Origin of the sequence: Larkinella insperata (assembly GCF_026248825.1) — a bacterium.
In the GTDB taxonomy this organism is placed as follows: domain Bacteria; phylum Bacteroidota; class Bacteroidia; order Cytophagales; family Spirosomataceae; genus Larkinella; species Larkinella insperata.
In genome coordinates this window covers 4,625,839-4,639,034 of record NZ_CP110973.1, presented here as the reverse complement: position 1 = coordinate 4,639,034, position 13,196 = coordinate 4,625,839, and the positions used below count along the sequence as shown (strand labels likewise).

Sequence of the window (13,196 nt, the reverse complement as noted above, 5' to 3'; positions counted from 1 at the left end):
TACTGTCATTATTTAAATTGTATAAGTCGGCACAAGTGCGTTTAATGCTGCTTTATTTTTTACTGTTCGACTCGATAGTCGATTCGCCTGAATACTGAACCCCAGCCAACACCAGATAAGCATTAGATAATTAGGCTCGCGAATTGCCTGGATCTTAAATTCATTAATGAAGAATACAACCCATAAAACACTCATACCCAGTATAAGGGCTTCTAAATGCGGCTGAGTGGCCACCCGACAGGCAGTTATGGTCTGATAGAAGTGACTCACAAGCAGGGCGACAAACAGACAAGTTCCAATCCACCCCAGCATAATAGGCAGGCTCAGGTACAAGTTGTGGTAGTCCCGCATTTCACTGTTGGGAATGCCGAAAAAGGCCATTGAATAGTGCTCCGATACGCCATAACCGTACCCAATTAGCCAATCTTTCGCCACCAGTCTTTCCAGGCCAGCCTGATACGTTTCCCCCCGGTTGATAGCCTCAACACTTTTTGCTGAACCAGAGCTCAAACGACTGAAGTCTAACTCGTTAAAGCGCTCAAATATGTAATCTAGCCCAATGTAGGGGCCAATAATAATAATGAAGCTTACAAAGACCCCTATTGCTATTAACAGGGCGGGTTTCCGAATAAAGTGGCTGCGGTAATAAAGCAGATAGAAAAACGAAATCACAACCAGAAGTAAAATCGAGGACCTTGTTACCGTCATTAAAACACAGAGGAACGCACCACCTACCGCCAGAAGCGGAATGCCCGCATTTAACTTGAAATACTGGCCAGTCCGGCTGATGAGAATGGGCAAGAATAGTGCATACAAGAGTGACATGTATTCGGCAAAGAGTTCGAAATCTTTGAATGGACCATCGACTCTTTCAGACTTGTTCTCATACTCCTCCCAGCCATGAATCTCCAGACTGTCCCCGTTCCCTTTGGGTAACAAAGGAGAGACCGATTCCAACAGCATTGCTTTCTGGTTCAGCGCAATTACCAGGCTCCATAATCCAAGCCCGGCCAAGACCAGCAAAACACGATTGAAAAGAGCGATTTTGGGCGGTAACTGAAGGATAAAGAGAAACAGTAAACCGTAAGACAGACTGACCATAAATCCTTCAAAACGACCCGCAATCGAAGATTCAGCCACAAAAAATAACCCCAGCGTATTGAACAGAAACAATCCTCCAAGTACGGTTTTCTGGAAGGGCGATAAATTCGAAGATCTTTCCCACCACGGTTCAACGAACGAATAAAGCAACAAGGCGGCAACATTCACGTAATTCCACAATCCTCCGTGGTTGTTCCCGTAATAGAAATGACTACAGGCAAAAATGATTAAGACATAATCGAGGTAATACCGTTTGAACAGCAAACGAAGCAACAGAAACAGAATCGCCATAAAACCGATTGGATAACCAAATGCCGGATTCACTAAATCACTCAAGCACAAATGCCCCACAATCAGCAAGCTGACAATGTGAAAAAGCAGTTGAGGTAAAGAGAGCAGGGTTATAGCGTTTCTGGACTGCATAGCTGCGTTAACTAGAATGGCTCAGAATGTCGCGGTAAATGGCGATCGTTTTATCGAGAATCTGGCGCTTGTCATGGCGACTTTGGGCCACACGCCGGGCGTTAACGGCAATGGCCTGGTGTAAAGCTGGATTATCCCAAAGCGTTTTAACGGCTTCAGCAATGGAATGCGGCTGTAAGGTGGTTAGTAACCCAGTCTGTTCATGGACGATCAGGGAGCTTACGCCACCGACGTCCGAAGCAACAACGGGCAGACCCGCAACTTGGGCTTCACACACACTGTTTGGGCTGTTGTCAATGTATGACGGGTGAATCAGACAAAAAGCCTCCTGATAAGCCTCCCGAAGCTTAACCCCGTTCAGAAACCCCTTATGTTCAACATCTTCCGGCTGAATACGGCTCAATTGCAACGACTCAACCAGTCGCATAATTTCGGCTTTGTCGCCCGACCCAGCCACGCAAAAACGTAGCGGCATGATCCGACACAGGGAATCATAGGCTACCAGAGCTTCCCGTATTCCCTTGATTCGGTTGGTACCTCCAACAAAAAGAAGCGTCTGGGCGGTTACAGCGTTTACGGAAACCGGCTCAAAAAATTCAGGCCGAATGGGCTCCCAATTGTGATGAATGACGGCCTTTGGCTGAAGCCGAAGCGTATGGTGTTGATCCCAGTGAGTTCGGCAAATGAAATGCCGAACGGATTTCAGGTATTTTCGCTCGTAATAGCCCGCTACCAACCACGAAATATGCCGGTAATCGGGCTTCGCAGGAAGGATTTTGTAATATTCGGTTATTATTCCCTGCACGGATAACACCTTGGGAATCGCCAGATTAGCTCCAATTACTTGATATTGCTGTTCCGAGCCGTGAATATGAACCAGATCAAACGTTTGCTCAATGGTAGACAGGTACGTGCGTAACCGATAAATTCGCAGGTTATAAGCAGTTAACAAATCCCATTTATCGTCGGGGACTTTCAAATAGATGTAATTGATGCCGTTTACTGAAAACACTTCATCCTCTTCAATCCCGGAAGAATAGCTCATAATGGTCAGTGCTAGCTTGTAGCCCGACACCAGACCGTTGGCCAACATCGTCATCCAGGGAACCGGATGGCGGTTGGGGTTCCCCCTCAAAGGATGCGGATAGTCACCTAGCCAAAGAACATTCATACGGTTTGAAGTTTAAAAGCCGTGGGCGTCGCGCGCTTTAATTCATAAAAGCCAACCGAAGCGCTCAGAACGAATATGTAACCGAAAACCAAAACCGTAGACCACGCCACCCCGATGTGCCCCCAATGCGTAGCGGAGTAGGTGTGTGAAACAAGGCAGATGACGGCCGCGGAAGCATGAATCCAAAGAATTGTTTTCGTTTTCTGCAACGCGTTCAGAATGGCATCGCCCACGGAAAACAAGACCGTTAACCCCGAGGAAAGCAATAGGATCCGTGCATATGGAACGGCGTTGTTGAATCGGTTGTTGGTCAGATACGAAACTACCTGGGGCATCACCGCATTCAAGACGATGATTATCAGGCCGATCACCAGGCTTAGCTGGACGACAGTTTTAACCAGCGCCTTAACATTTCTTTCACCAACGGCCCGGTAAATGATGGGTTCAAAAACCTGATAGAACGCATACCCTATAGTATATACGTAGGTGCCAATATTTTTGCCAACATTATAAATTCCCAATTCTGAGATGGCTCCTACTTTCGCCAGAACGATTGTATCATAAGTGACACAGGGAATATACAGTAAAGATGCAGGGAGTAGCGGTAAAGTAACCCGCAATGCATCCCGCGTCAGCGCTTTATCAAAAATAAGCCCGTAGCCCCGGAAGTAAATGCTCATGACGATGACTAAAAAGATCCCTTCCGCCACCAGGGCGCCTAGATAATGTCCCAGTGCACCCAGCCCCCCATAAGCGACAAATAACAGGATACTTGAAGTTAAAACCACTCTCTGGCCGCTCATGAAAGCAAAGAATCGAAAGGCCGCCCCGTCCAGTCGATAACTGATTTGCAGGAAGTTTCGAAAAAAAGAAGCTCCGGCTATGGCCAAAGCCAGCACTCCGATGGGGAACAACGGAATATCTACATCATTCAAATACAAAAATGAACCCAGGAGACCTACGGAGAGTGGCAGGAAAAGCACATTCCAGAGTAACAAAGCCGTAACCAATTTTCGCACCAAAACGCCCCGCTCAGCCGGTTGATAGCGATGGTAAACCGACATGAAGTAGGTGTTAAAAGAAAGGCCATAAAAAATGTTGACGAACTGTATCAACGAACCAAAATAACCAATCAAACCGTAATCAGATGCGGATAAATAGGTGGTTAAAATCGGAAATGTAAATGTCGATATAGCAAAGTTCACGGCTGGAACTCCCAAATACCAGGCCGTCTTTTTAAGCTTATCAAATAAAAATTTAGTCATAAAAGTACCTAATTCCCAGGCTTATACAGTCTGTTACTTTTAGTGTGCTACCGAATGTCTGGTTGATATTTTCTTGACTCTTCTAACCAAACGAATCCATAACGGGTCTTTCCGTAAAAAATAATTACTCATATTATAGGCATCGAAATCCGGATGCCTCTTGGTGTTTATTTGGGCCCCTCCAATTTGAAAGTCGGGATGAGCAGTGCGTCGATGGCGGAAAGCATCAGACCCACTGTCGTGTACCCCTTCCGTTCCGATGTTCTGAATCAGATTTTTTTGGGGAGTAATCGAAAGACCACCGCTACGGAACAGGGTATATTGCCATTGATAGTCCCACGTGTGTTTTTCTGTTTGATCGTAAACCGTATCAAAACAGGTTTCCCAATACTGAATATGCCGACGATTGGAAAAGAATTGTCTGATTAGATTAGTTCGCTTGTCCGCGGGCCACGTGGCCATTTGATAATCATATTGCTGCCAGGCGCGTCGCCAGGTAGCCCAGCCCCAGATATGACCGATGGCCGTGAAAAAGTAAGGCTGTTCAATCGGGTATTCTTCGTTCCACCGGGTTCCACTGATGTGCATGACCCGCTCATCGTCCTGATACCGCAGCAGCATTTCTGCACAGAACGCAAAAAAGGCAGGCGTCGGAACGCAGTCATCCTCCAGGATAATGCCCATTGGCTCGTTTTCAAAAAACCAGGTAATCCCCCCGCTTACCCCTAAGCCACAGCCTACATTTTCTTCGCGCTTCAACATCTCGATTCGGCAAGGCCAATCAATCGATTTTAGAAGTGCAAGACAGGTTTCAATATTTTCTCTATCCGTTGGATGTCCTGGCCGGGGGCCGTCAACGGATACGTATATACGAGAGGGCTTTACGGCACTCAGCGCCGAAATAACTTCCCGGGCATAGTGCGGTCTGTTGAAAAGCAACAAAAGAACCGGTATGTCAAATGACTTGACCATCGCGTAAAAGTAGGATAGAGAAAAAATGGGTGTCGGATGAACCGACGGTGTCTGTCGACGGGTTACATTCAGGCAAACCGTCTTCGCTTTACATTGGCATTTTCGTAGTGATAATAGTGCGGCTTTTGTTCGTATGCCCCGTTTATAACTACATTAAGTTGCCGAAACCGCTGCTCCTGATACAGAGCCTCCAAGGTCTTCAGTGATTTTTTGGGCGTAACATCACAGCGTACAATGAATAAGGTTGCATCAACGTGAGAAGCAATCAAATGAGCATCAGTAACCAGACTTACCGGTGAGGAATCGATCAGCACAAACGAAAACCGGGAACGCAACTCTTGAATCAACATCCGCAGACGCGGGTTACCGAGAAGCTCTGAAGGATGCGTCGGAAGCTGGCCACTCGTAATCATCCAATAGTTTTTCATTCCTGGAATTTCCTGAAGAATGGCATCAAGACTGGCGCGCCCTTGCAGGTATTCCGTGATACCAATTGTATTTTCGACACCCAGGGCGGGATGAATCTGCGGATTCCGCAAGTCCATCTCCAGCACCACCGTCGGATGCTCTGCCATTGCTAAACTGGCTCCTAGATTCGCGGAAACAAAGGATTTCCCCTCTCTACTTACGCTGGAAGTAATTAAAATAACTTGATTGCTGCCAGTCTCATTCCCCAGAAATTGCACACGGGTACGCAACATTCGAAACTGTTCGTCGATCAGGGTTCGGCTTTGCGACAAAAGTCCAATCGGTTGATTACTGGCATTTTGAATCAGCTCACCGACAATGGGAACCTGCGTAGCCCGCTCAACATCGGAGCGCCGTACGATCCGACCTTTGATCAAATCCCGGGTAAAAATAAGTCCAATAGGGACCAAAAGTCCGAATAATCCACCCAGCAGTACGATGTAACTTTTGCGGGGCTTAATCGGGACATCGTTGTAGAATGCCTTATCAACTACCCGGCTATCGGATATAGTTGAAGCATACGACAAAGCGGCTTCCTCCCGTTTCTGCAGCAGGTAGGTGTATAGGTCATTTTTGATTCTTTGCTGGCGGGTGATGTTTAAGAGAACACGGTCTTTCTTGGGAACCCGCCGAATTAATCCCTCATTGTGCTTATTAACCGCCATCAACTCGCGCTGCGTGCCCGTAAGGGTTTGTCGCAGGGTTTGAATGTTCTCCCGGATGCTCCTTTTGACGCCGTTAATCCGGCTATCAAAAGACTGAACCAGTGGATTCGACGGACTCGTGGTTGAAGCCAGGTTTTCGCGTTGCAACTCCAAGTCATTGAGCTTCGTAACCATCTGAAGCAATACGGGATCATTCAGGCCAAGCGTATTGGGTGCCGCTCCAAAATCGCCAGCCTTGTGCTCAATGTAATTCTCCATATTTTTCAACGCCCGCAACTGAATGCCAACCTGGTTCAACTGCGAATCGTTTTCTTTGACGGTTTGCAGCAATGTGCCAGCCTGAGAGCTCAGATCCGTAATTCCTTCTGTTGATTTGTAGGACTCAACATCCCTTTCGATTGTAGCCAGTTCATCCCCTATCAAGGCCAGTCGAGATTCGATGAATTTAAGGGTATTCATCGCCATTCGATTTTTCTCCTCAATTGCCGCCCGATTATATTCTTCGATTAATTGGGTGAGCAAGGCAATGCCTTTAGGAGGAACGGTTTCCTCGATCGATACCAGGAGCACCGTTGATGTTTTGCTGGTAGGCTCAACTTTCAGGCTTTTTAGATACTGGCTGACCACCTTGAAAACAGGCGATACTTGAATAGTCAACGGCTCAATCTGAGGGTCGACAGCTTCTCGGGTTGCCATTCGCAACTGCCCAAAGGGCGTCATGACTACCTGATTTACAGGATAGGGCTTGTCATTGATAAGGATTGTCTGAGCGTCCGTAAAACGTACGGAAAGCGTTGTTTTGTACAACAACTCGTTTGGCTTTATTACCTGCAGACTTATTGGTGAATCTGCATAGAGTTCACGTTTGCGGAGGGTCGACGGGCGAAAATAGGAAATGTTTAAATTCAGTCGTTCCACCACTTTCGTCATGAGCGTGGTGGATTTCAGAACTTCGATTTCGTTTTCCACCACCTTCTTCGGAATGAAGATTTGCTGCTCTTTGAGAACTTTCTCTTCAAAACTGCCCTTCTTCTCATCGTTGATCATCAGGCTTGCCTGTATGTTATAAACAGGTGGTAGATAAAGTGCATAAAGCACAGCGAGAGAAACGGACAGTAAAATCGATGCCAAAATCCACCCCCAGTACTGTTTATACCTGAAAAAAACTGAGCTCAAATTTGGACCATCTGATTTGCTCAATGGGACAGCTTCGTAATATAGATGTTCCGATGCCATGTCTTAACTATATTTTAAGTGTCGAGCCGTTTTAAAAGCTAGCTCTTTACAAATACGATATCTGAAACTGGTATGTATTAATTATCTCATTGAGCCAGTCTTAACGGGCCGTTAAAAACATTGTCTGTCGCTTCTTGCTGGCAATTAAAAACTACCAGACATTCTCATCGCCTTGAAAAACCGTTTTGATTGTCCACCAGCAGATAAGTACATCAAGCAGTAGTGAGCGGTTTTTGATATAATGAAGATCATAGCGTACCCTCCGGGCCATCTTCTGCGTAGTTTCAGTGAGCCCGCGCGCGCCCCGTACCTGGGCTAGTCCGGTGATTCCCGGGCGAACTGCGTATCGATTCGGATAATAAGGTATAATTGACCAGAACTCTTTATCATGGTCTACCGCGTGAGGACGCGGACCAACTACACTCATTTCGCCCATCAATACATTTAAAAACTGCGGTAGCTCATCTAAACTGTTTTTCCGTAAGAATTGACCAATTGGAGTAATGGCGGGATCATTACGAGTTACCTGTGCAAACTTTTTAGAGGCCTCATGCGTCATTGTACGGAACTTGAAACAACGAAAAGCACGCCCATAACGCCCGGTCCGCAGTTGAATAAAGAGGATTGGTCCCGGTGACGTTAATTTTATAGCTAAACCCACCAGCGGTATTAACCATACAAGTACCAATAAAGTCACCAGAGAAGCAATCAACACATCGAACAGCCGCTTATAAATGCGGTTAGATCGTTTATCTGTGTGAACGCTTTCCGTACGAGTGTATACGTTTTGGAAGTCAGTAGAGACTATCATAAACTGATTATCTCACAGAGAATTATAGTTGAATAGTTAATCTAAGGCTATGTTGAGTAAAATATCTTCACTTATTGTAATGACTTCTCGATAGGCTGTGTCTGCTGGGTGCCAGGATGAACTTAATGGTTAGTAAGAGACACCAAATCGGAAGCTAATCTTATAAGCATTTATACTTAATCAAAAATAAGATTTTTTTTCAACTCTTACTTTAACACCTAATCTTCATACGATTCAAACAGAGAAGTATACCTATACTTATTTATTATCTAACAATATTATACCCAAAGTTAACATATGTTTATCAAAAAAAAAGCAAATAAAATTCCGACAACACCAATAAAAATTTACACGCATTATTTAACAGACTTACTAAGTAGTATTCGAGGAGCCCTTTCCCTCTCATTGTGCGTATAGGTAGGACGAATATTTGAGAATTAATCCTTCAAAAATCAAGAATAGTATAAAACATTGTATCAATAGTTATATATATGTGCATCTAGGTAGCCAACATAATATAATAACTTTGAAATGCCAGTCTGAAAATGTCACCAATTAATAGACAGGCAAAAGGCGACTTTTTTTTAAACATTTCATCGTTAACTTAGTTGACGGCGAGTTATCAACTTTGGCGTACCTTGATTGGCAGAAAAATAGAGGGCGAAGATCTTCTGACAGCCCGTGATGGACGAGTGATTTCGATCGGGAAGCTTACATCAAATGGATTAACCACGAAAGAAGGAAATACCAGGCAAACAGAAATCCGACGGCGAGCAACATAATCAGCGTCCACACCAGGGCTTTTGACTTGTCCAGTCGATAAGGAGGATTTTTAGCGTACTTTGCCATACGTAGGATAGTGAGGACAGTCGTTGCCTAGGGGCGATCGTGAGAATACCACCGGAAGGCTACACAAGTATCTTTATAGTAACGTATAATTCGTATTCCTAGTACAGGTTAAGGCCACATTTTCAATCAGTTCCAAAATTGCCTATCCAGACTGGCGGCTTATTCTTACTTTTGCAGTCTATGCAGAATCCCGACGTATCCATCATCCTGGTCAATTACAAAACACCACTGTTAATTATCGACTGCCTCCGCTCGGTTGAAAAACACACCTCCGGCCTGACGTATGAAGTACTCGTAGTCAATAACGACCCGGACCCCAGCGGCCGGGCGGTGGTCCTGGATGCGTTTCCGACTACGCGCTGGATTGAGATGGACTACAACTCCGGCTTTTCGCGCGCCAACAACCGGGGTATCCAGGAATCGAGAGGGCGGCTGGTGTTGCTGCTGAATTCCGACACCCTGTTAATCGACAACGTCCTGAAACGGTGTGCCGACCTGCTCGACAGCCGCCCGGAAGTGGCCGCCGTTGGCCCCATGCAGATTACGCGGGAAGGCAAGGTCCACACGGAAGCCTACCACGGTTTTTCGCAACTCCGCCGGTACTTCTACATTCTGCCGGGTTCGGGCTTTTTTAGACGACTGCTCCACCGCTTACTGCCCGACAACCACTACGACGACCCGAATCAGGTAGACTGGCTGATCGGCTCCTTCATCATGACCCGCCGGGAAACAATCCAGAAAGCCGGCGGACTGGACGAAAATTTTTTTATGTACGCCGAAGACGTCGAATGGTGCTGGCGCCTGGGGAAACAGGGCAAAATGCTGCTCCTGCGCGATGCCTTCTACATCCACTTAGAATACGGCAGCAGCACCGACTACCAGGAACACAAAGTAACCCACATCAACCGTTTTAAACCGCAGATGCACGTTTCAAACCTGCTCTGGGTCCGCAAACAATACGGTATTGGCGCCTACCTGGTGCTGATCTTGCATTACATGACCCTTGTGCCCATCGTATATGGCTGGAAAATCGGTGTTAATCTGCTCAAATTCAGAAATCCGTTTGCCGAACTTTCGAACCAACGGGAGTTTGCGCGGCATGTCGGTATCTTCCTACGGTTTTTCTGGAAAACACTCTTCAATCAGAAGGGTTTCTATAAGGTGTAACGCCCCAAAACCCTGAAGAAAAAGTCCTTCGTCCGGTCTAAATTCATTTCAGCGCGTTTGACGGCTTTCAAAACTAGTTAACTCCCAAACTTTATTACTATAATTGTTCCTGATGGCCCTAAACGGTATACACAACCAGGGCTCTTGTACGTTCTTGGAAAGTATAGAATAGATTTTTATGAAAACATATTTCCTCACGCTGCTGTGGGCTTTCTTTCTCGGCTTGCTGGTCGTTACCGAAACGCAGGCAACGCACTTGCGCGCCGGTGAAATTACAACCCGCCGGATTTCCAGTACTTCCCTTACTTACGAGGTCACGATGACCACTTACCACGATGAAATCGGCGGAAAGACGGCCAGTGATCAGCAGGACCCCTCCTATTTCTGTTTCGGTATCGGTCCGGCCGTTGCCGTCAAACGGGCCTCCCGCGTTGTGATCAACCGGGCGACCACGGCCAACACCTACATCGCTACGTTTACCTATCCGGGTCCGGGAACCTACCGCATTACCTGTACAATTACCAACCGGAACGAAAACGTCCGGAATATTCCTTCGTCTATCCAGACCAGTTTTCAGCTTCAGACCACGATTGTCGTCAGCGCCGGACTCGGCCTGAACAGTACGCCGGTGCTGCTGAACCCGCCCCTGGACTCGGCCCGCGTTGGTCAGAAATGGTGCCACAACCCGGCGGCTTTCGACGCCGATGGCGATAGCCTCGCTTACCGTCTGTATGTTCCGTCCGGAAAACTGCTCGATGAGCAGGGCAACTGTACGCTGCGTTCCGTAGCCGGTTATGCCGACCCCACCACCATCGGGGTGAACCGAGTCAACGAAGCCGGAACGGGTCCGGCCACCCTGACGGTCAACCCCATTACGGGTGATGTCTGCTGGGATGCGCCCGCCGAACAGGGCCAGTACAACATTGCCTTTATTGTGGAAGAATGGCGTGACGGGGCCAAGATTGGGGAAATCATCCGCGACATGCAGATTATCGTTACGGCTTCGCCCAACAAACGCCCAACCCTGGTGGCTCCCCCCGATATCTGCGTGGAAGCCGGTACGCTGATCCAGCAAAATGTTACGGCCACCGACCCCGACGGCAACCGGGTAGAATTATCGGCCTTTGGAGGACCGTTTAACGTAAGCCCCGAGGGCAGACCGTACAACCCGGCCATCATCGCGCGTGAGTACGCAACCTTCTCGCCAACCACGGCCCAGAATTCACCCGCAACGGCTACGCTCCGCTGGCAGACCAACTGCGCCCACGTCCGGGCCGAACCGTATGATGTCGTCTTTCGGGTGGTTGACCTTCCGCGGGGAGCTGGCCAAACGCAGTTAGCCACGCTGGAGTCGTTCCGCATCAAAATCTACGCCCCCCAGCCAAAGAACCTGACCGCCCGGCCTGCCGCCGATGCCGCTGGAAGGGCCATCATCCTCAACTGGGCGGCTTATTCGTGCGCCGGTTCGCTTCCTGCCAACACCAAAATGGCCATCTACCGGAAGGAGGGTTGTGACCCGTCCACGTTTGACCCCTGTGCGGATGCTGATCAACTGGCCGCTAATGGCTACACGCAGATCGATACCGTAGCCGTCGGCCTGACCAACTACACGGATAACAACAACAACCAGGGCCTGCAACGCGGGGTGCAATACAGCTACCGGATTGTCGTGCTTCTCCCCCGCCCCAACTACGGCCAGAGCGTGGTGTCTGAGCAGGTCTGCGTGAACCTACCCCAGCAGGTGCCGCTGATTACCAATGTTACTGTTGACAGTACGTTCGATACCCGCGGGGTGATCACTGTCCGCTGGACCCGCCCGCCGGGCATCGACCCGGGCGACGGCACAGGACCCTTCCAGTACCGTCTCTTCCGGGCTACCGGCCTGGATGGCACCAACTTTGCCCAGATTGCCACCATCAACACGACGTTGCAGGCTGGCGCACCCGACACCGTGTATACCGATCGGGGTTTAAATACCGTTGCTAATGCCTACCGGTACCGCATTGAATTCTACTACACCGATCCGGCCACCGGGCAGCTCCAACGCCTGGATGCCACCGAGAACGCCAGTTCGGTGCGGCTGACGGCTACGGGTGGAGTTCGGCGCATTCAGTTGAGCTGGCAGGCCAATGTACCCTGGAGCAACAACCAGCAACACCGGGTGTATCGCAGCAAAACCGGCCCGAATGGACCGTTTAATCTGGTGGCCGTGGTGCCCGTGACAGCGCCCAACAGCTTCACCTACACCGACCAGGGGGGCGATACGTACGCGGCAGACGGCATACAGACCGCAACCATGTCCATCGACAGCAACTATTGCTACCGCGTGGAAACCGTTGGTCGTTACGAGGCTCCTTTGCCGACCCGATTGCTGTACAACTTCTCGCAGGGTGTTTGCGCCATGCCGATCGATACCACCAGGCCCTGTCCCCCGCAGTTGGCGATCGATACGCTGAATTGCGCCAGCCTGACTCCGGAAGCGTTCTGCAACCAGACTACCTTCGCCAACAACCTGACCTGGCAGAATCCGACCACGGGCGATTGCGACCGTAACATTGTCAAATACCGGATTTATTACGCCCCCTGCGAAGGCCAGGATCCGGTGCTGGTCGATTCGGTTAACGCTCCGTTGATGACCTACCGTCACCAGAACCTGACGTCGTTTGCGGGTTGCTACTACGTCACGGCGGTGAGTCGCAGCGGTCGGGAAAGTGCGCCCTCCAACCGGGTTTGTAAGGATAACTGCCCGTATCTGGCCATGCCGAACGTCTTTACGCCCAACAACGACGGTAAGAACGACGTGTTTGAACCCACGCAGTGCCCCCGGTTTATTGAATCGGCCGAGCTAACGGTGGTCAACCGCTGGGGCGCAAAGGTTTACCAGAGCAGTGATCCGTCGCTTCGGTGGGATGGTAAAAATAACCAGGGCAAGGATGTACCGGGTGGTGTTTACCTTTACCAAATTACCGTGAAGTTCAAACGAGTGAATTGTGCGGCCCCCGCAGAACAGTACAAAGGCTGGGTGCAGATGCTGCGCGAGTCAGGCGGAACAAACTAAGTAGACCAGA

At 48.8% G+C, this 13,196-nt stretch carries 9 protein-coding genes; 2 read left to right on the top strand and 7 right to left on the bottom strand.

The window, feature by feature from the left end; genetic code table 11:
* Positions 1-12: 12 nt before the first annotated feature.
* The 7 genes from OQ371_RS18825 to OQ371_RS18795 form a co-directional block, all read right to left on the bottom strand.
* Positions 13-1,524, bottom strand: a complete 1,512-nt coding sequence (locus OQ371_RS18825) for an O-antigen ligase family protein (RefSeq protein ID WP_265989787.1) — start codon at positions 1,522-1,524, stop codon at positions 13-15.
* Between the two features lie 7 nt (positions 1,525-1,531).
* Positions 1,532-2,695, bottom strand: coding sequence for a glycosyltransferase family 4 protein (locus OQ371_RS18820; protein ID WP_265989786.1), 1,164 nt, complete (start codon positions 2,693-2,695; stop codon positions 1,532-1,534).
* Entirely contained in the window at positions 2,692-3,960 is a 1,269-nt protein-coding gene (locus tag OQ371_RS18815; RefSeq protein ID WP_265989785.1) for a lipopolysaccharide biosynthesis protein, read from the bottom strand. Before OQ371_RS18815 ends, OQ371_RS18820 begins: the two co-directional genes overlap by 4 nt.
* 39 nt (positions 3,961-3,999) lie before the next feature.
* Complete coding sequence (locus OQ371_RS18810) at positions 4,000-4,722, bottom strand: hypothetical protein (protein ID WP_265989783.1); 723 nt, start codon at positions 4,720-4,722, stop codon at positions 4,000-4,002.
* Between the two features lie 278 nt (positions 4,723-5,000).
* Positions 5,001-7,301, bottom strand: coding sequence for a GumC family protein (locus tag OQ371_RS18805; protein ID WP_265989782.1), 2,301 nt, complete (start codon positions 7,299-7,301; stop codon positions 5,001-5,003).
* 151 nt (positions 7,302-7,452) lie between these two features.
* Positions 7,453-8,112 carry a sugar transferase gene (locus OQ371_RS18800; protein ID WP_265989780.1) on the bottom strand — a complete coding sequence of 220 codons (660 nt, stop codon included), beginning with the start codon at positions 8,110-8,112 and terminating at the stop codon, positions 7,453-7,455.
* Positions 8,113-8,823: 711 nt separating this feature from the next.
* A complete protein-coding gene (locus OQ371_RS18795) occupies positions 8,824-8,961 on the bottom strand; it encodes a hypothetical protein (RefSeq protein WP_265989779.1) in 138 nt (45 codons plus the stop codon).
* A gap of 180 nt (positions 8,962-9,141) precedes the next feature.
* Here OQ371_RS18795 and OQ371_RS18790 point away from each other — a divergent pair, with 180 nt between their 5' ends.
* The gene (locus tag OQ371_RS18790) at positions 9,142-10,128 is read left to right on the top strand and encodes a glycosyltransferase family 2 protein (RefSeq protein WP_265989778.1); all 987 of its coding nucleotides are present in this window, start codon (positions 9,142-9,144) and stop codon (positions 10,126-10,128) included.
* 178 nt (positions 10,129-10,306) lie between these two features.
* Positions 10,307-13,186: a T9SS type B sorting domain-containing protein gene (locus tag OQ371_RS18785; RefSeq protein ID WP_265989777.1), complete on the top strand. Its 2,880-nt coding sequence runs from the start codon at positions 10,307-10,309 to the stop codon at positions 13,184-13,186.
* Positions 13,187-13,196: the final 10 nt, after the last annotated feature.